The organism is Neptunomonas sp. (assembly GCF_041601355.1).
Lineage (GTDB): Bacteria > Pseudomonadota > Gammaproteobacteria > Pseudomonadales > Balneatricaceae > Neptunomonas.
Genome location: NZ_JBFIIH010000023.1, coordinates 19954 through 38219 on the forward strand (window position 1 = coordinate 19954; position 18266 = coordinate 38219).

The window sequence follows — 18266 nt, forward strand, 5'->3', positions numbered from 1 at the left end:
TCGATTACCGGAGCATCCCATGTCAGAAAAAAATAAAGATAAACTGGGAACTGAATCCCCATTTTTCGCATTACAGAAAATTTATGTAAAAAACTCATCATTTGAATCCCCTAATTCAGCGATGGTGTTTCAGTCAGAATGGAAACCGTCAATAACGCTGGATCTGAATACTTTTTATGAACCGATCGAGGAGGGGCTATATGAGGCGGTACTCTCGATTGCAGTCACCGCTAAAAATCAAGAAAAATTGGCGTTTGTGGTTGAGGTTGACCAAGCCGCTATGTTTGCTATCACAGGGTTTCCTCAGCAGCAATTGGACGAGGCTCTTGGATCCGCTTGTCCGGCTGTAATGTTTCCTTATGTACGAGAGACTATTGATCACATCTTGCTAAAAGGCGGATTTCCTCCGTTAATGATTGCACCGGTTAATTTTGATGCTCTCTATACAGAAAAAAATAAGAAGTCTGCGTAAACGATGAAAAGCCCTATGATTAAGCCGGGAGGTTTCAATTAATAGACGGTGGGTGATTCTGTTAATTAGATAGGAATGTTAACTGTGTCTGGAGGAGCCACTGATATAGTTTAAAAGTATTTGAAAGCACTGTGTGAAGGAGACTGCCCATGTCAGAAAACAGACGTCTTTTATTGCTTAAGTTTCAGCCTGATTACAAGCAAAGCGCTTTGCAAAAAAGAGGATGGAAAATACTAGGTTTGATTGTTTGTCATGTGTTGAAGATAAAAACTTATGTAAATAGAAAAAAAGAGTTTTTGATAAATGAAAGTAAAAAATCTTAAACTACTCAACTTTATATGAACTGAAGTATATGTCGATCTGGCAGGTGGGAGCCACATTAACCGTTGAAGTAGGTCATTTCTCAGTCGTAGTGGCCGTGGCTCAACACCTGTTTCGTATTTATTGTGTTATATGCTTTTGTTCATGCATCATAGTGCCCATTTTTTCCATAGGCATTATCCCTTCTACAGGTACCTCTAACGCCTGTTGTGATCCATCTGAAAACTCTAACGAGAGGCTGATGTTTTCACCGGCAGCCAGATTCTGAGTTAAGCCGATCAGCATGATATGCATTCCACCGGGTTGAAGCGTGATGACTTCACCTGCTGGCAAACTAATTTCGCTAACCTGTCGCATGCGCATCACACCGTTATCCTGAGTGTGAGTATGTAGTTCTGCATTTTTGGCAGCCTGGCTTTTTGCTGCAACCAGCGAAATGTCTCCGGGGCCCTCATTTTTCAGCTGCATAAAAGCAGCGCTGTTCATTTGACCCGGAGGAACGGCGCGGACATACGCCGACTCAACATTAACATCGGCAAGGGCGAAATGAGAAGCGAGTAATAATGCACTTGAAAGCAGTAATTTTTTCATGAAGTTTTCCTGTTAGCTCTGATTGATCAGCGTACGTATTTCTGTCAATAGTTGCGTTGGGGAGGTGTTGTGAAATAGAGGCTTATAGAGTTTGCCAGACGTATCAATCAGATAGATCCTGGATGAGTGATCTACGGCATAGCCCATGGCTGAGTCTGTTAATTCTACTTTGCGATAGAAAGCACCGTATTGTTTGACTACTTTATCAATCGTGCTCTGATCACCGGTAATGCCCGTTAGCATCGGGCTGAAGAATTTTACGTAAGTTTCAAGTTTTTCTGGCGTGTCTCTTTCAGGATCAACACTGATAAAAAGTCCGGCCACCTGTTGTTTTTCTGATTCTGTAAGCGCCTTAAATGCTTGTGTCATTACGGCCAGTGCGGTCGGACAAACATCAGGACAGGATGCATAGCCGATATAGATGGCAACAACTTTTCCTTTATAGTCGCTCAGTGAGACAGGTCCCTGGTTAGACTCAAGCGTAAAATCACCGCCTAATGTGATGATGTTTTCGCTGTTGACTGATTGCGGTTTGAGGACAAAAACAGCCGCCAAACCAATAAGCATTAATAATGTTAATACAAGCAATATGCGCAGTGTAGATAGTGTGCTGTTTTTCATTTTGCTTCAAACTCAAAAGTGGCTTTCTCAGGATTCGATGACTCATCAGGGTACGCTAAGATGGATGCACGCCAGAACATAGTGCTTGTTGTGCAAACCGCTAGCTCTGCTGTTCCTTCCCAGGTTTTTCCGTCGGAGGCAGGCGACAACTTAATTTGGTTAATACCCATGAACATATCTTTTCCTTGTAGGTCCAGTACGACGCTTTGGGCATTAATATTGGTTAGCGTGACAGAAAAAATCAAAGGTACAAGCGATGAAATTTTCTCTGAGGTTATCGCAACAGAGATGCCTTTTTCTCCCTTGGTTGCGGTGCATGCCCCTGTATTCAGATCGCAATTTTCCGCTAATGCATATAACACCGGCGGTTGTGGTTTAGCGAGAATGTCAGGCAGCTTTAAAAGAAATAACAAAACTCCGGTTAAGAGTGTTATTCCTGTCAATGCGCTGATAAGTTGCATAGTTTTGCTTTTCGCCATGTAGCTATCCATTTTTCAGACATATTTTAATGGTTACGATCTCTCTCGGCCATGTGACGCATTGTCGCACCATGAAGGTGCCATGAATACTGTGAAATGCTCTTTATGCTTGCACTTAGCAGTGACGAAAGTTATGGTTTTAACATTGAAAGTATCATCGTGGTTTTTGCCCAAAAAAGTCACAAAATTATCGGGCATTGGGCAGGTATTCGGGGTTTTTATGCGGCAGTTCTTTATTGTTATGTTTCTCGGTTTATTGATGAGCAGTTCCTTTGTGTCTGCTTTGGATTTTTACCGGGTCAACGATGAGCCTATTAATGTTCGTTCCGGGCCGGGTAAAAAATTCCCCACCTTGGCTCAGGCAAAGAAAGGCGAACAGGTTCTATTTATCAAACAGGAAGGCGATTGGGCGAACATATTCTTTTTACACCCGGATGGCAGACAGGTCGAAGGTTGGATATATGCTATTTATATTCAACCTGAGAGTGTTGATCGGCAGGAAGACGCCGTCGTTAAAGCAGAATCGATTGGTGCACATTTAAAATGTTTGCCTAATGCTGAAAAGACAGGTGTGAGCAGCTGTATGCTGGATATCGATTTTACGGTGACAGGGCCGCTGAATGAAGATGCCGCGCAGGTCAGATGCGAGTCTGAGGTGTTATTACATTTGGCTAATGGAGATGTTCAACCATTACAGGAAGCAGCACGTATCCGAACACCCCTTAAAAAAGGAGCCGGAGCTGCCCGAATGCAGTTAATAGTCTTCCCTCTTTCAAAAGAGTCTGTTGAAAAAGTAACAGTGGTTGATTATCGTTGTATCGCTCAAAAAAGTTAGCCCTGAAATCCCTCCAGGCTAACAAGTGTAAATTATCAAATAATAGCTACACTATATAGCTATACTGAAGTGTAAATAATGACCGACTATTGAATGTATTAGGCTTCTCAAATGAACTCCTGTAATGACCTTCTGCAATGGAAGTATGGTTAGTTATTCGTTAGTAGGGTGTAGCTGTTCTTACTGTGAGATTATTTAGTTGTGTGTGCTTCTGATGTAGTCGGTAAACATTAAGTAATCTGATGATAGTATGTATGCTGCGTTGCCATGGATAATGAGGCGTAAATGACAGAAGTAAACACCAAGACAGCACGTTGGTTTAAATTAATATACGGCTTACTATCATTATTAATGTTGCTGGCACTGTTAGCCTTTAGTTACGCTACCTGGAGTAATGTAAAGCAACAGGCAAACCTCTCTTTGACACCCCATAATCAGAGCCTGACGAGCGTTGTTAAGCGTTTTTTTGTGCATCAGGAAACGCTACTCGGTGAGTTAGCGCAATCTATCATTGTCACCGATAATCCCGATAATATTATTCAGATACGCTTGAATGATGTCCTCAGGGCCACACCTCAAATGCGGGTGTTGGCCGTCGTTAACAGTAAAGGCGCAATTATTGCCACAACCGGAAATATTCATACGCTGGAGTGGCTGGACCTGTTTGATAATGATCAGGTGACGATTGGTCGTCCATTTCGGCCTACTTTTGTGGGCGAGAACATTCTTCCAATGCGTAAGCCGATTAAAAATAGTAGCGGTGTCACGACAGGCTACGTCGTCGCTGCTTACCGTCTGTTAGGTAATAATGCTATTTGGCAAGAAGCGGAAGAGGCAGAAAGCAAGCGTCGTTCGATGATTATAGGGGAGGATGGGCGCGTTTATATCTCATATCCTGAATCAGATACTTTTTGGCAAAGTTTTGTATCAATGAAAGTCGAGGAAGGCTTTTTGCAAACATTGGCTGAATTGACTGAAAAAGCGGGTCAGTGGCAAACACGTGATGTGCAGTACCAAGATGAAAAGCTATTAATTACAGCAAGTCTGATAGAGTCGTATCATTTTTATATTGTCAGTGGAATCCAGAGCGCGGATCTGCTGAGTCGCTGGTTTGAGCGCATGAAGTTCGTCGCACTCGCTGTTTTTATATTCCTGGTCGCCGGTCTTTTTGTATTTAGAATCATCATCACACGCGCATCACGTTTTGAGTCCGCGAGGAATGTTGCTGAGCATAATGTGTTTAAGCTATCACGAGCGATTGAGCAAAGTCCCAGCAGTGTTATCGTTACGGACGAGAAATGGTTGATTGAATATGCGAATGATCGTCTGAGTGATGGCGCAGAGGCTTCCATTAAACTGATTCCGGGCCAGATGTTACTTGAACATTTTCCGCATACCTTGTTAAAAGATGATGTGGCTGCTGTTTCTGAAAACCTGTTGCATGGCAATAACTGGTACGGGGAGCGTCGTGCCAGAGAGCAAAAACAATGGTTTTCCTATTCTATCAGCGCTATGACTGATGATGACGGAAAGATCAGTAATTATGTCATCGTTACGCAGGATATTACTGAGCGAAAACAGGTTGAGGTACGGCTCTATAAACAAGCAAACTTTGATGCATTAACGGGCTTACCTAATCGTCGTCGGACAAGTGAGTTGCTCAACGAAAATTTAAAGAGTGCCTGGCAAAAAAACCAGCGTGTCGCAATTCTTTATATGGATGTAGACAACTTCAAGCAAGTGAATGATACCTTTGGTCATATATTAGGTGATCAAATGTTGCAGTTGGTCGCCGTCAGGCTACAGAAAGCAGTTTCGGATCAGGGCGTTGCTTGTCATATGAGTGGTGATGAGTTTCTTGTCTCTATGTTATTTGATGGTAAGGATGATATAACGGCGTTGGCTGACGATATCATGACGGTTATGCGAGAGCCTGTCTTGCTGGAAGGAAAGAAACTTTTTATATCGGTGAGTATTGGTATTGCTTGTTATCCAGAGGATAGCGCGGATGTGTCTAGCCTGTTGAAACATGCGGATATCGCGCTTTATGAATCCAAAAATAGGGGACGGCGTTGTTATAGCTTCTTTAGTAGCGAACTGGATGATAAGAATAAACGTAAAATTGAACTCGAATCTGAGGTTCGTAATGCGTTAGCCAACAATGAGCTATTTATGGTCTATCAAACCAAAAATAAGATTAGCTCAGGAGAAGTATATGGCTTTGAAGCATTAATGCGTTGGGAAAGTCCGCGGTTAGGATTTGTTAGCCCTGAGGAGTTTATCTCTGCGGCAGAAGAGATCGGCGTTATTGATAAGCTAGGTGAGTTTGCACTTTATGAAGCATGCCGGGACTTGCAGAAATTTCAGAATTTAGTAAGCCAGCCGTTGGCGATGGCTGTCAACGTGTCAATGTATCAGTTGACGAATTCTGATATCGTCGGGACAGTTCAGAAAGTCATAAAAGATACCGGAATAAATCCCAGTGTATTAGAGTTAGAAATTACTGAATCCATGCTGGCACAGCGTCTGGAAGAGGTCCAGCCTGTGTTGAATAGTCTGCTTGCCCTGGGCGTTTCCTTAAGCATTGATGACTTCGGCACCGGTTATAGTTCGCTGAGTTATTTAACCCGTTTTCCTGTCTCTGCTTTGAAAATAGACCGTTGTTTCATTACTGATATGGTCGACAATCGCAGTGATGCAACGTTAACTCATACGGTGATCACAATGGCGCATAAGCTAGGGCTTAAAGTGGTGGCGGAAGGGATTGAAGATGAAGATCAACTGGCGCTTCTCAGAGTCTATGGCTGTGATTTGGGACAAGGCTACCTCTTCACTAAACCACTTAATTATGAGCAGATGACCGGACATCTGAAAAGCCAGCAGGAAACGCCCGACTGGGCTATCTGATGTTGCGCATTTTTACTTCCCGCGAGAGCCTGGTGTATTCTTTTTAGAATACACCAGGCAGTTTGTACTGCACTCGATGCTTTTACCACATTAAATCATCAGGAATGGCATAGGCGGCATAAGGGTCATCTTCTGCTACTTGTTCAGTAGGTTTTATGCGGATAATCCAACTGGGTTGACGAGTTTCAACGCGGTCGGCAACGGCAAGGGGGATCAGATAATATTTTTCATCTAACTTACTAATGACACATTGCGAACGCACAAGTTGATTATATAGCTCCTGAGTAACATATAAATTCTTAATCAATTTACCATCAACAAAGCGGTAGGCAATGTCTGCTTTGTCGCTGATATGTATTTTATGATGCTCTATAAGCTGTCTGGCTTCGGCGTCTAATGCTTTTTTAGCTTTTTCCTCTTCGCGCTGTTTGTTCAGTGCTTTATCTCGTTGAGTTTTCTCCTGGCGTGCTTTTTCCAAGCTGAGTTGTGTCTGTGCAGAAGACGCAACGGTCTCTTGTTTGGTTGCTTTTTTCTTTTGTGCTTTGGCTTTTTTTGCTTGTTGCTTATTAGCCAGCCCGGCTTTTAATAACTGATCCTGAAGAGAAATAGCCATCAGTAAATACTCACTAGAAATTTTTGGCTATATGATAACACACGCTTTTTTTAAAATGAGTTGCAAGCTTCCTTCATTTAAATATCTGACGTATATTTCAGGCTTCATATAAAGTGAGAAGCAGAATGACAGATACTCAGTTTGTAGCCTTTATCGTGGCTATTACATTACTCACGATTTCCCCCGGAATAGACACCTTATTGGTTTTACGAAATACCAGCAGAGGAGGGTGGAAAGATGGGGTGGTGAGTAGCCTGGGGATCTGTAGCGGCCTGTTTGTCCATGCTACCGTTTCAGCTGTCGGGATTTCAGTGATATTACTGCAATCCGCATGGGCATTTGGCTTGCTGAAGTTAGCCGGGGCATTGTATTTGGTGTGGCTGGGTATTCAAAGTCTGCGCTCATCAGGGACTTCATCATTGGCGGGTGTAGTTCCGGTTAAATCACTTGATTTCAATGGGTTAAGGTCCATAAGAGAAGGGCTGTTGTCAAATGTCTTAAATCCTAAGCCGATTGTTTTTTATATGGCTTTTTTTCCACAGTTTGTCAGCCCTGATGGTAACCTGTTACTACAATCTTTAAGTTTGGCAGGCATACATTTTATGATAGGTATGGTGTGGTTATCTGCTTTAACTTTGCTGCTCTATCGTATCAAAGAGTGGGGCGCGGGAGAGCGTGTCGAAAAAGTGTTGCAAGGTATCACAGGTGCAGTGATGGTGATTATAGGGGTGAGCATGGCACTAACTAAAAATGAGTGAAAAAAGTTAAAGTGGTAATCAGTTAAAAGTAGAAGGAATAATAAAGGCCTGCGTCAAAGGAGGACATCTCTAAAGAAGTCAACTCTAACCAGGCCTAAGTACAAATGCATCTCAATTTACACCCTGAAGAAAGATGCTCAAGGTGCATAAAGGGTGGTGTACTATCTGCTCATGCTGTCATAGCTATAGTCATGAACACTATGTTGTTTAAGACGACGCTCTTCAAGAAAAGAGTCCATTTTTTTGCGTTTTTCCCCGTTAAAACTACCGCGCTTTTTGATTTTATTAGAATCATCGTCATCAAATATAGGCTCATCCCATTCATCAATTTGTGATGAGATGCTCGCAACGCGAATCTTGGTACTCATAAACGTGTTCTCTACGATATATCTAGGTTGAAGAACAGGGGAGCTGTTCTGAAATATAAGCGGTGAAGATTATTTAACTGGTTTGATAAATATCAACCCCGCCTGTTTTTTCAATATATATCGGAAGATTCAGATACGAGAAATTGTTTTTTTAAATCGATAGTGGCTAAAAGTGAGAAGTTCTCAATGGTTAAGGTTTTTGTGTATTCTCCAAGATAAAAAGGCTTGCGTTTACATGCAAGCCTTAGTCGGTTTTTATAAAAAACTCAGTAGTCGTCATCAAAAACTTCTTTCATGCTTTTTTGCAGCCGTCTCGCTTCGAGCATCTCTTCGATATTGTGTCGGATATTACGGCGCGTATTTTTCTGTGTGCTGATGAAACCTAAATCTGTTTCGTCTTCAGCTTCACCTTCAGCGTCAGCGTCGTAGTTATCTGAATCATCTAACGAGTCATCACTAATAATCATTTTATCCCTCATTAGAGTGATACCTCCTGATATAAGTAGTTGTAAATATGTAAAATTACTAAGTATCGTTCTACGAACGGTTAAATTTCGTAAACCGCGATTATAAAGTGATATTTAACAGCGGAAATCGCTACTGTAAATTGAAAAAAATTTGATGTTTTTATGCGTTGTTTGAATAAAACTCAACAAGCGAGCAGGTGGCTTTAGATGCTTAGTCGATTTTGACAAGAAACAGGTGACCGCTCAGGCGTTGATGTATTTCAGGATGGCCTTTAGTTCATCGGGTTTCTGTCTGAAAGTGGGGTTTTGTATTGTGCAACTGCAGCAATAAATAATAATTTTATTGATTTAGCCCAGTAAAATATGGATATATTATTTGTTGCGACTGCGTAATTTTGATATTGATGTATACTTAAACTATCTAATAGTTTGCTCGTATCAGCATGGGGAGGTACGGTTTTGGGCACTAAATACTTAAAGCGTTTTTTTAAACCTAAGTCGATTGTTGTCTTTGGTGCGTCTGAAAAACCGGGCAGCATGGGGGGCATTGTCGTTCATAACTTATTGGACAGTAAGTTTCCGGGTCTGTTGATGTGTATTAATCCGGAAGGCTACGATAACGTTTACGGTGTTCCTTGCTATAAAAGCATCTCGGATCTGCCTGAGATGCCTGATCTGGCAATTATTTGCTCTCCGCCTGGTACAGTTTCAGATATTATACGAAAATTGGGCGCACATAGTGTAAAGGCCGCTATGATTTTGACGGGTGGGCTTTCGATTACGACTAATCTGGAAGCAAGTACCCTAAGCGAGTCAGTTAAGGAAGCAGCCAAGCCTTATGGTATCCGCATACTTGGCCCTGACTGCATGGGTATGTTAGTACCTGGTTCGAGTATGAATGCCAGCTACTCCCATATGAATATCCAAAAAGGCAAAGTCGCCTATATTGGTCAGTCCGGTATGCTGGGCACGGCGATGATTGACTGGGCTAGCGGGCAAGAGATCGGGTTTTCGCATTTCCTGACATTGGGTGGGGGTGTTGATGTCGATCTGTCTTCAGTCATTGATTATGTTTCTAAGGATCAGTATACCCATTCTATCTTGCTACAATTAGTCAGCGTTTCAGGTTCAGCCAGAAATTTTATATCTGCATTGCGCGCTGCCTCAAGAAATAAGCTGGTGCTCGTGCTTAAATCCGGTGTTTTTTCCGACGGGGTAGTACAAAAGAGCCGCACACCAGGTATTCCTGATGAAGATATTGTCTATGATGCCGCACTCAGGCGCGCAGGCGTTGTGCGTGTAGGGACATCCGATCAGCTATTCAATGCTCTTGAAACGCTGTCGCGAATGAAACCGTTGCGAGGTGAGCGTCTCGCTATTGTTTGTAATGGTATGGGGCCAAACGCCTTGGCAACTGACCGTTTGCTGAAAACGGGCGGTAAGTTGGCGCGCCTTAGTCAGGAGACCATTGCTGCGTTAGTTCCCGTTCTGCCCGCTGGCTGGAATGAAAAGAATCCTGTTGATCTGTGTGCCGATGCGACGCCTGAGCGCTTTGCGAAAGTGACTGAAATTTTATCTAAAGATAAAGAAGTTGATGTCATATTAACTATTCATGCTCCCACGCATTCAGCACCGAGTTTTGAAACGGCTGATGAACTCATAAAAGTTGTGCGTAAGTCGCCACGCAATATTTTGACATGCTGGATGGGACGAGCAACAGCGATTGCAGCAAGAAATCACTGTAATTCAGCTAATGTAGCAACCTTTATTACACCGGAAGAAGCGGTAGATGCATTTATGTACATGGTTGAATACCGGCGTAATCAGGAGGTTATGCGTCAAACACCGGCTTCATATATAGAACAAAATACGCAAAACCATCAGAAAGCTAAAAAAATAATTGCAGACGCGATGGCAGTGCCTCGAAACTATCTTAAGCATAGTGAAGCCTGCAGTCTGTTAGATCTATATGATATACCGGTGCAGAATAGTTACTATGCTGATGATATAGATGGTGTGGTAGAACTGGCAAAAGAGGTAGGAGGGCCTGTTGCTGTTAAGGCTTTGCATCAGAAGAATATTTATCCCTTCAGTTATGATGATCAGTTATTTCAGCGTCGCGACTTGGTTCAGGATTTGAATTCACCCAGTGATGTACGTTATGCGACCAATAAACTTGCCTATGGTGTAAGTGAGCGCATGGGTGAAGAGGCAAGTATGGGGTTTTGCGTTCAACAAATGAAACGTGGATTTCAATCGTTGCAAATCAATGTGGGTGTTAGCAGGGATCCTACCTTCGGCCCTGTAATCGTTTTTGGAATGGGTGGTTTTACGGTCGATGTCCTCGCAGACAGGCATGTCATGTTACCGCCGATGAACAAGGCCTTGGCAAAAGAGTTGGTTAAAAGCTCTCGTGTTTATAAAATTATCAAAGAGCATAGCTTTCAACCTGAAAGGGATATGGAGCAACTGACTGACATGATTCTTAAGCTGTCAGAAATGGTGGTGGATCTCCCGCACTTGAAAGGGCTGGAAATAAATCCACTGTTGTTAAATAAGTTAGGTATCCTCGCTGTTGATGTGGCCGTGTCAATTGGCGAGAAATCCGAATTAGCAATCTCTCCTTATCCTGGTGATCTGGAAGAGCGTATCGCGTTGAAGCGGTCCGGCCGGCCTGCTGTTGTCAGGCCCATTCGCGGTGAGGATGAACCTCGTCATCTTGAGTTTTATAATAAGCTTAGTCCTGAGTCGATTAGGATGCGCTATTTTTACAGCCGTGGAGTGCCTTCGCATCAGGAGCTGGCCAGTTGGACGCAGATAGATTATGACCGTGAAATGGCCTTTATTGTGTCTGCGCCAAGCCTTGATGGAAAAGGACCTGAAACGCTGGGGGTTGTTCGTGTGGTAACAGATCCCGATAACATAAAAAGTGAATTCTCTATTGTTATCCGTGATGATCTTCAGGGAGAGGGGCTGGGTGTTATTTTGATGCGTAAAGCGATTGATTACTGCCGCAGCCAACATACACTCATGATTGAAGGATCGACGTTACCAACGAATAAAGGGATGCAAGGGCTCGCTATGAAACTTGGATTTACTAACACCTTCAATATGGAAGAGGAGGTCGTCGACATGAAGATGATGCTGAATGAGCCCGTTGAAGATTGGCAGTTTACAAGACTGCAGCCCTAGTCTTATTTGTATTAAGCTTAGTGGTAAGTTGATGCAATAAATTAAGGCGCCTGTTGGCGCCTTATTTATAACTCTTATTTATAATTAAGAATCTTAAACAAGAGTTTGATGCGAGGGCTTTCCTCGATAAGCTTGTATTAAATAGTTGGGCAGTACATTTCGTGAAGCGTATGGATTATGCGTTTAGCGGTATCGCCGGACAGTGAGTAATAAATAGTCTGAGATTCGCGGCGAGTATTGACTAAACCGTCTTTTCTTAAAACAGCAAGGTGCTGGGACAAAGCTGACTGGCTTAAATCAAGACAATTGTTGAGTTGTGTGACAGAGAGCTCTTTGTCATCTAAATAACAAAGGATCAGCAGGCGACTTTCATTGCCGAGCGCTTTCATCAGTTTAGCGGCACGTGATGCATTGGTTTTCATCATTTCCAGCGTATCGGCGCTGAGGCTGGATTCAGTATCTGTATGGGCCAAATTTTACTCTCCACAGGGTATAAGTTGAGATAAAACAAATTTTTGAGCCTGTCACAAAATCTTTTTGTAATGTCACTCTTCTAATATACAGATAATAGGATGAAATATAGGTTTTTACCATAAAAAAGCGCCTGTTAAGGCGCTATTAAGCCGTTATTTACAGAAGTCTGGTGCCGATACTTTATTTCAAACCGTATCTTTAAATCCTGAAAAACGGGCAATAGTCAAGCCCGGGCACCAACCAGTAAAAGCCGATTGAATTAAATTTGCGCCTACTATGCCAGTAATAATAAAAAACATAATGTTTACACTGAAAATCATGACGGCTATCACTGTCCCCAGAATAATGGAGCCAGCTAAAATATGTACCCCTTGGTTCACACTCATCCCTCTATTGTTACAGGATTCTTGCTTTAGCCCAAGCTTGTTAAATATAGTGATAGCAGGACACCAGCCTGTAAAAGCAGACTGAAGTAAGTTTAAACCTACAAAACCGGTCAAATAAAACCAGTTCTGGCTGACAACAGTACCTAGCACGAGGCTAATAAGTACTACTGTTCCAGCCATTAAGCGAAGCGCTGCATTGACGGTCATGATAAACCTCCGATAGTTAATATTGGTCTGATTTTACATTAGAGTTATCTAATTTAAAAGAAAGCAGCGCATGTTTTGGCTGAAGCGTGAGCGAGATCAAAGCTAAAGTTTACTTTTTTGTTATTGTTAATGATAAGTACGCAGGTGCAGGAGAGGGCTATGAAGAAAACTAAAATTTTAGTACATCTGGATATATCTCAGATGAATGATGTGCTAATGAAAAAACTTAAGCAATTAACTCAACAGGAAAATGTGAAAGTTGAGTTGTTTGCGTGTTGTTATAACTCGTCTTTGCATCGTAGTTATCTGTTTGATGAAAAAGCTGAAAAGCATGCAATTGCGGGCTTTCTACACGGGAAAGAGAAAGCGCTTATTAAGTTAGCAGAACAGCTTGAAGCCAGCGGAGGAGAGGTTGCAGGGGAAGTCAGCTACGATGTAGCCTGGCATCGGAATGCAGCTGAAGGGATTGTTAGAAAGGCGATCAGGTATCAAGCGGATATGGTGATATCTGTTATCGGTAAGCATCCGCAGGGACACTATCTTTTCCGACAGGGCGATTGGCAGTTAATTGCTCAATGTCCTGTGCCTTTATTGTTAATGAGAGGTCAGGACTGGTCTGCTCATCCTCGGGTTGCTGCGTTGGTTGATCCATTTCATGAAAGTGATAAGCCTAAGGCTCTGGATCATGAAATATTGGAAAGCGCCTGCTTATTGGTAGATCTATTAGTAGGTGAACTGCATGTTGCCCATAGTTTTACGAGTATTCCGCAATCGGCAATTTTTGATGAGCACCTGACACTGGATTACGCGGCGCTACATAAAAAAGTTAAAATACAGCACACCACGGCACTAAAGTCTTTGATGGAAGATAATAAGGCGTTGGCATCAGGAATACTTCATCTTGAAGATGGTGAAGTGCATAAAGTAATACCCGAGATGGTTCAGCGTGAACATATAGATCTGCTTGTCATGGGTTCAATAGCAAGAGGCTTTCTGGATCGATTTTTGATCGGAAGTTCGGTTGAGCGAATAGTTGATCATGTGAATTGCGATATCTTGCTGGTGAAACAGCCGGGCTTTATCAGCCCGGTAACAGAAAATAGCCTCTAGGTTAACAATCTGAAGTGAAACTAGAGGTCAAAACAGGCCCAGATAGGTGCGTGATCAGAGGGTTTCTCCATTCCTCTGATTTCGTAATCGATGTCCGAGTTTTGGCATGTTTGGCTTAGAGAAGGGGTAGCCAAAATAACGTCAATTCTTAAACCGCGTTTGGGTTCCGGCTCAAAGCCTCTGCTGCGATAGTCAAACCAGCTGAAACGGTCATTCACATCCGGATGAAACTGTCGGAAAGTGTCTATCAGCCCCCAGCTTTGTAAGCGAGCGAGCCACTCTCTTTCGATAGGCTGAAAGCTGGATTTACCAGTTTTCAGCCAACGCTTACGGTTGACTTCACCAATACCAATATCGGAGTCTGTTGGCGAGATATTGATATCCCCCATGACGATTAGGTTTTCATCTGGTGTGTGATGCGTTGTTAAGTAGTTTTGCAGGTCTTCATAAAAACGCGCTTTCGCTGGGAACTTAATGGGATGTGCAATATTTTCACCCTGAGGAAAGTAACCGTTGAGAACAGTCACAGTATTCCCTTTAGGTGTGGCGTATTTGCCAATGATCATTCGGCGTTGCGCGTCCGGTTCATCAGTAAGGAAGCCTTTTTGAATACTCAGAGGTGGGTTTTTTGATATCAGACATACGCCGTAATGGCTTTTCTGTCCGAAGAATTCAACATGGTAGCCATGCGCTTCAATCATCTCTATGGGAAACTGAGGGTCATCAACTTTGATCTCCTGAAGCCCTATGATATCAGGAGAGTATTTCTCAATAAGAGCGGCAACTTGATGAGGACGTGCGCGTAATCCATTAATATTAAAAGAGATAATTTTCATTGAGGCGTCATCACAGGTTAAATTAGCGGCTATTCTAACATGTTTGCAAACGCGTATGGAGGCTGGTTCATTTGATTTTCCTATCGTTATATTAGTTATCTTTGATTGGTACTTTATAAGCTGAATCGTTACAGTTAACAAAATTTATATTGGGAGTTAAGCTGTGTCTGCATATGATTTTGATCTGTTTGTTATCGGGGCTGGTTCTGGTGGTGTTCGGGCGGCACGCATGGCGGCAGCAATGGGTGTAAAAGTAGCGGTCACTGAAGACCGTTATCTGGGTGGTACTTGCGTCAACGTAGGCTGTGTTCCCAAGAAGCTATTTGTCTATGCGTCGCATTACAAAGAAGAGTTCAACGATGCAGCAGGCTTTGGCTGGACGGTTGGGGAGCGTAGTTTTGACTGGCCAACGTTGCGTGATAGAAAAAATGACGAAATCAGCCGACTTAACGGTATCTATCGTAACCTGTTAGTTAATTCCGGCTGCAAACTACTGGAGGGCAGAGGTACGCTGGTGGACGAGCATACGGTTGCGGTTAATGGAAAGAATTACACCGCTGAACGGATTTTGCTAGCAACGGGCGGGTGGCCATTTGTTCCGGAAATACCCGGTAAAGAGCACATCATTAGTTCAAACGAAGTGTTTTTCCTGGAGTCATTCCCTAAGCGCGCAGTCGTTGTGGGTGGCGGATATATTGCGGTTGAGTTTGCTGGCATCTTTGCGGGCTTAGGCGCTGAAACTAGCCTGATTTATCGAGGTGACCTGTTCCTTCGCGGGTTTGATAGAGATTTGCGTGAGTTTGTGGCTCAGGAAGTCGCCAAGAAGCATGTGGATCTTAAGTTCAATAACAATATTGAGTCGATTGAAAAGCAGGCAGATGGCAGTTTGTTATTGACGCTGACAGATGGCTCTACTCACGAAACAGATTGCGTGCTGTATGCGACGGGGCGTGTGCCTAACGTCAATGACCTTGGACTTGAGGCATTGGGCGTCGAGCAGCAAAAAAATGGCGCCATTATCGTTAATGATAGCTTTCAGACTAACGTGCCGTCAGTTTACGCCATTGGTGATGTGATTGATCGTGTGCAGTTGACGCCCGTAGCTTTGGCAGAAGGTATGGCATTGGTACGACACCTTTATCAGGAAGGCAATCCTGCGGTTGATTATGACCTGATACCTACGGCTGTATTTTGTCAGCCAAATATCGGTACGGTGGGCTTGTCTGAAGAGCAGGCGCGCGAGCAAGGTAAAGATATTGATGTGTATCGTAGTGAATTCCGTGCGATGAAGCATACGATGTCGGGTAGCGATGAACGCACATTAATGAAGATGATCGTAGAGAAGAGCAGTGATAAAGTGCTGGGGGTGCATATGGTGGGTCCGGATGCAGGAGAAATCATTCAGGGGTTAGCCGTTGCGCTTAAAGCGGGAGCCACTAAAGCTGTATTTGATGCCACCATCGGTATCCATCCAACGGCCGCTGAAGAGTTTGTTACGATGCGTGAGCCGCTAAAAAAATAAGTAATGTAAATCCGCGCAGCATTGCCTGCAGGCTGTAGGTCTTTATTAAGTCCGACAGTCTGCTAGACTATTAGCAAAGGGAGTGCTGCGATGAGATTTCTTCTAAACATGTTATGGCTAGCCTATATACCGGACTGGATGCGTGATCAGCAACCGGATAACCAGCATTTTTATCGTCGTCAGTTCACAAAAAAATATCAGCGTAAATGTGCTATTGTGCGTCGATTGTGGGTATGCAGCGGGCTATTGATTCTGTTTTTTCCTACGATACCTTTTGCCGCCGTCATCTCACTGTTAAGTACCTTCTTATCATTTTGCCTGCTGGATGAATCCAGATAGTCTAGTAACGCCGGTCAGACTGGTTGACATCAAAAGGTTCGTAAAAAAGGGCAGCTAACCTAAGTTAGCTGCCCTTTTTAATGTTTGAATTGTGAACCGGTTTTTGAGATTAACGCTGGTTTTGTAACGCAGCGATTCGATCATCCAGGGGAGGATGGCTGGCCATTAAAGCCATAAATCCCATTTTTGTATGACTGCTGATACCAAACGCGGTCATTTGACTCGGTAGCTGATCCGGCATTTCTGATTCAGCTTTGAGTCGCTGTAGTGCTCCGATCATTCCTGCTGTGCTACCAAATTGAGCACCGGCTACATCTGCGCGAAATTCACGCCGACGCGAGAACCAGGCAACAATCATGGATGCCGCGATACCAAAAACAATTTCCGCAACGAATGTGGCAATATAAAAGCCAATGCCTACGCCACTGGACTCACTGTTTTTGCGCAGTAGTGAGTCAACAAAGTAACCGACAATGCGCGCAAAGAACATAACAAAGGTGTTTACCACACCTTGAATCAGGGTGAGAGTTACCATGTCTCCATTGGCTACATGACCGATTTCATGTGCCATTACAGCTCTGGCTTCTTCAGGGCGAAAGCGTTGCAATAAACCGGTGCTAACGGCAACAAGCGCATTATTTTTATTCCAGCCCGTTGCAAAAGCGTTGGCTTGCTCAGAGTGGAATATGCCCACTTCTGGCATACCGATACCGGCTTTTTCAGCTAACTCAGCAACGGTATCAACCAGCCATTTTTCTTCCCGGGTTCTGGGTTGCTCAATAATCTGGGTGCCGGTTGACCTTTTAGCCATCCATTTTGAAATAAACAGTGAGACGAAAGATCCGACAAAACCAAAGACAGCACAAAAAATAAGTAAAGACGTCAGGTTCAGTCCTGTGCCTGAGAGGTAATGCTCAACTCCCAGCAGATTGAGGGTGACACTGGCGATCAGCAGAACGGCCAAGTTGGTCAGAAGGAAGAGAATGATGCGCATAGTGTATTTCCCAAAATTTTAGATAACGCTTAGATATAGGCTTTTGATAAAAGTTTCAACCCCTGTGAGATTAACCCGGGATATATTTACTGGTCGGGCTTGGGGCATCTCTTTATAATCCGGAGTATCAACTCAGGAGGTTAAGTGACTGATATTTATCGTTGGATACATGATCAATTAAATACCGCAGATAATCAATGCCGCCGTTTATTGCATGGCCGGGGTGGTTTCTTTCCAGGTTATGAAGCAGTTGTTATCGATTGGTTTTCACCCGTGGTGATTATCCGGCTGTATGCTGATGTTTCTGAAATGACATTGGTTGAACTCAAAACCTTTTTTGCGAATGACCCGAGGGTGACTGGTCTGTTAATTCAGCACCGCGGGCGTGGGCGAGAGACTCAGCATGAGGTGGTTTTTGGTGAGGTGCCTGAATTACTCATTGCTGATGAGTCGTCATTGAAATACGAAATCCGGCCAATACAGTTTCAAAACAGTGGCCTGTTTTTAGATATGCGAAATGGACGGGACTGGGTACGTTTGCACTCTCAAGATAAAAAGGTTCTTAACCTGTTTTCATTTACCTGTGCATTTTCGGTTGCCTCAATAGCAGGCGGAGCACAGCTTGTGGTCAATGTTGATATGAGCAAACGCGGCTTGAGTATTGGCCGCGCTAATCATCAGTTAAATGGGCATGATCTTTCTAAGGTCAGTTTTATGCCCTACGATATGCTGAAGTCCTGGGGGCGGATCAGGCGGCCGGGGCCTTATGATATA

20 protein-coding genes are annotated in these 18266 nt (G+C 43.4%); 10 read left to right on the plus strand and 10 right to left on the minus strand.

The features are described 5' to 3' along the window. Positions 1-19 precede the first annotated feature (19 nt). Both secB and ABY436_RS05700 read left to right on the plus strand, forming a co-directional pair. Positions 20-472 carry a protein-export chaperone SecB gene (secB, locus tag ABY436_RS05695; protein ID WP_372738055.1) on the plus strand — a complete coding sequence of 151 codons (453 nt, stop codon included), beginning with the start codon at positions 20-22 and terminating at the stop codon, positions 470-472. 149 nt (positions 473-621) lie between these two features. Next, on the plus strand, positions 622-795 hold the full coding sequence (locus ABY436_RS05700; RefSeq protein WP_372738056.1) for a hypothetical protein: 174 nt from the start codon (positions 622-624) through the stop codon (positions 793-795). Between the two features lie 118 nt (positions 796-913). Here the strand turns inward: ABY436_RS05700 and ABY436_RS05705 are convergent, their stop codons facing one another. From ABY436_RS05705 to ABY436_RS05715, 3 genes are read right to left on the minus strand one after another with little or no spacing between them, the layout of a single operon-like run. After that, positions 914-1384: a copper chaperone PCu(A)C gene (locus ABY436_RS05705; RefSeq protein ID WP_372738057.1), complete on the minus strand. Its 471-nt coding sequence runs from the start codon at positions 1382-1384 to the stop codon at positions 914-916. A 12-nt stretch (positions 1385-1396) separates the two neighbouring features. Then, positions 1397-2005, minus strand: a complete 609-nt coding sequence (locus ABY436_RS05710; protein ID WP_372738058.1) for an SCO family protein — start codon at positions 2003-2005, stop codon at positions 1397-1399. Then, positions 2002-2484, minus strand: coding sequence for a hypothetical protein (locus ABY436_RS05715; protein WP_372738059.1), 483 nt, complete (start codon positions 2482-2484; stop codon positions 2002-2004). The genes ABY436_RS05710 and ABY436_RS05715 overlap by 4 nt, the downstream gene beginning before the upstream one ends. A gap of 259 nt (positions 2485-2743) precedes the next feature. Between ABY436_RS05715 and ABY436_RS05720 the strand changes: the two genes are divergently transcribed. Together ABY436_RS05720 and ABY436_RS05725 are read left to right on the plus strand one after the other, a co-directional pair. Then, on the plus strand, positions 2744-3319 hold the full coding sequence (locus ABY436_RS05720; RefSeq protein WP_372738060.1) for an SH3 domain-containing protein: 576 nt from the start codon (positions 2744-2746) through the stop codon (positions 3317-3319). 285 nt (positions 3320-3604) lie between these two features. Further along, positions 3605-6226, plus strand: a complete 2622-nt coding sequence (locus ABY436_RS05725) for an EAL domain-containing protein (protein ID WP_372738061.1) — start codon at positions 3605-3607, stop codon at positions 6224-6226. 82 nt (positions 6227-6308) lie between these two features. Here the strand turns inward: ABY436_RS05725 and ABY436_RS05730 are convergent, their stop codons facing one another. Then, the gene (locus tag ABY436_RS05730) at positions 6309-6839 is read right to left on the minus strand and encodes a DUF2058 domain-containing protein (protein WP_372738062.1); all 531 of its coding nucleotides are present in this window, start codon (positions 6837-6839) and stop codon (positions 6309-6311) included. Between the two features lie 125 nt (positions 6840-6964). On the opposite strand from ABY436_RS05730, the gene ABY436_RS05735 reads away from it, so the two are divergent. Continuing rightward, the gene (locus ABY436_RS05735) at positions 6965-7597 is read left to right on the plus strand and encodes a LysE family translocator (protein ID WP_372738063.1); all 633 of its coding nucleotides are present in this window, start codon (positions 6965-6967) and stop codon (positions 7595-7597) included. Between the two features lie 161 nt (positions 7598-7758). Here the strand turns inward: ABY436_RS05735 and ABY436_RS05740 are convergent, their stop codons facing one another. Both ABY436_RS05740 and ABY436_RS05745 read right to left on the minus strand, forming a co-directional pair. Further along, positions 7759-7965, minus strand: a complete 207-nt coding sequence (locus ABY436_RS05740; protein ID WP_372738064.1) for a PA3496 family putative envelope integrity protein — start codon at positions 7963-7965, stop codon at positions 7759-7761. Positions 7966-8231: 266 nt separating this feature from the next. Beyond that, entirely contained in the window at positions 8232-8444 is a 213-nt protein-coding gene (locus ABY436_RS05745) for a PA3496 family putative envelope integrity protein (RefSeq protein ID WP_372738065.1), read from the minus strand. Positions 8445-8891: 447 nt separating this feature from the next. On the opposite strand from ABY436_RS05745, the gene ABY436_RS05750 reads away from it, so the two are divergent. Next, a complete protein-coding gene (locus ABY436_RS05750) occupies positions 8892-11624 on the plus strand; it encodes a GNAT family N-acetyltransferase (protein WP_372738066.1) in 2733 nt (910 codons plus the stop codon). 137 nt (positions 11625-11761) lie between these two features. On the opposite strand, the gene ABY436_RS05755 is transcribed toward ABY436_RS05750, so the two are convergent. Both ABY436_RS05755 and ABY436_RS05760 read right to left on the minus strand, forming a co-directional pair. Beyond that, positions 11762-12046, minus strand: coding sequence for an ArsR/SmtB family transcription factor (locus ABY436_RS05755; protein ID WP_372738074.1), 285 nt, complete (start codon positions 12044-12046; stop codon positions 11762-11764). Positions 12047-12283: 237 nt separating this feature from the next. Then, entirely contained in the window at positions 12284-12691 is a 408-nt protein-coding gene (locus ABY436_RS05760; protein ID WP_372738067.1) for a DUF2892 domain-containing protein, read from the minus strand. A 159-nt stretch (positions 12692-12850) separates the two neighbouring features. Between ABY436_RS05760 and ABY436_RS05765 the strand changes: the two genes are divergently transcribed. After that, the gene (locus tag ABY436_RS05765; RefSeq protein WP_372738068.1) at positions 12851-13801 is read left to right on the plus strand and encodes a universal stress protein; all 951 of its coding nucleotides are present in this window, start codon (positions 12851-12853) and stop codon (positions 13799-13801) included. 20 nt (positions 13802-13821) lie between these two features. Here ABY436_RS05765 and xthA read toward each other — a convergent pair whose 3' ends face one another. Continuing rightward, positions 13822-14637 (minus strand): exodeoxyribonuclease III, encoded by an 816-nt coding sequence (xthA, locus tag ABY436_RS05770; RefSeq protein ID WP_372738069.1) that lies wholly within the window; start codon positions 14635-14637, stop codon positions 13822-13824. A 163-nt stretch (positions 14638-14800) separates the two neighbouring features. On the opposite strand from xthA, the gene gorA reads away from it, so the two are divergent. Continuing rightward, positions 14801-16159 (plus strand): glutathione-disulfide reductase, encoded by a 1359-nt coding sequence (gene gorA, locus ABY436_RS05775; RefSeq protein WP_372738070.1) that lies wholly within the window; start codon positions 14801-14803, stop codon positions 16157-16159. Positions 16160-16249: 90 nt separating this feature from the next. Beyond that, positions 16250-16498: a hypothetical protein gene (locus ABY436_RS05780; protein WP_372738071.1), complete on the plus strand. Its 249-nt coding sequence runs from the start codon at positions 16250-16252 to the stop codon at positions 16496-16498. A gap of 109 nt (positions 16499-16607) precedes the next feature. Here ABY436_RS05780 and htpX read toward each other — a convergent pair whose 3' ends face one another. After that, positions 16608-17492, minus strand: coding sequence for a protease HtpX (gene htpX, locus ABY436_RS05785; protein ID WP_372738072.1), 885 nt, complete (start codon positions 17490-17492; stop codon positions 16608-16610). A 144-nt stretch (positions 17493-17636) separates the two neighbouring features. Here htpX and ABY436_RS05790 point away from each other — a divergent pair. Next, the coding region (locus tag ABY436_RS05790; protein ID WP_372738073.1) for a class I SAM-dependent methyltransferase at positions 17637-18266 on the plus strand (630 nt) is incomplete at its 3' end.

Coding starts and splice junctions, on each gene's coding strand:
- ABY436_RS05765 (WP_372738068.1), top strand. CDS start 12,851: ATGAAGAAAACTAAAATTTTAGTACATCTGGATATATCTCAGATGAAT.
- ABY436_RS05720 (WP_372738060.1), top strand. CDS start 2,744: ATGAGCAGTTCCTTTGTGTCTGCTTTGGATTTTTACCGGGTCAACGAT.
- secB (WP_372738055.1), top strand. CDS start 20: ATGTCAGAAAAAAATAAAGATAAACTGGGAACTGAATCCCCATTTTTC.
- ABY436_RS05710 (WP_372738058.1), bottom strand. CDS start 2,005: ATGAAAAACAGCACACTATCTACACTGCGCATATTGCTTGTATTAACA.
- ABY436_RS05730 (WP_372738062.1), bottom strand. CDS start 6,839: ATGGCTATTTCTCTTCAGGATCAGTTATTAAAAGCCGGGCTGGCTAAT.
- htpX (WP_372738072.1), bottom strand. CDS start 17,492: ATGCGCATCATTCTCTTCCTTCTGACCAACTTGGCCGTTCTGCTGATC.
- ABY436_RS05725 (WP_372738061.1), top strand. CDS start 3,605: ATGACAGAAGTAAACACCAAGACAGCACGTTGGTTTAAATTAATATAC.
- ABY436_RS05760 (WP_372738067.1), bottom strand. CDS start 12,691: ATGACCGTCAATGCAGCGCTTCGCTTAATGGCTGGAACAGTAGTACTT.
- ABY436_RS05735 (WP_372738063.1), top strand. CDS start 6,965: ATGACAGATACTCAGTTTGTAGCCTTTATCGTGGCTATTACATTACTC.
- ABY436_RS05705 (WP_372738057.1), bottom strand. CDS start 1,384: ATGAAAAAATTACTGCTTTCAAGTGCATTATTACTCGCTTCTCATTTC.
- ABY436_RS05780 (WP_372738071.1), top strand. CDS start 16,250: ATGAGATTTCTTCTAAACATGTTATGGCTAGCCTATATACCGGACTGG.
- ABY436_RS05740 (WP_372738064.1), bottom strand. CDS start 7,965: ATGAGTACCAAGATTCGCGTTGCGAGCATCTCATCACAAATTGATGAA.
- ABY436_RS05755 (WP_372738074.1), bottom strand. CDS start 12,046: ATGAAAACCAATGCATCACGTGCCGCTAAACTGATGAAAGCGCTCGGC.
- ABY436_RS05745 (WP_372738065.1), bottom strand. CDS start 8,444: ATGAGGGATAAAATGATTATTAGTGATGACTCGTTAGATGATTCAGAT.
- ABY436_RS05700 (WP_372738056.1), top strand. CDS start 622: ATGTCAGAAAACAGACGTCTTTTATTGCTTAAGTTTCAGCCTGATTAC.
- xthA (WP_372738069.1), bottom strand. CDS start 14,637: ATGAAAATTATCTCTTTTAATATTAATGGATTACGCGCACGTCCTCAT.
- ABY436_RS05715 (WP_372738059.1), bottom strand. CDS start 2,484: ATGGCGAAAAGCAAAACTATGCAACTTATCAGCGCATTGACAGGAATA.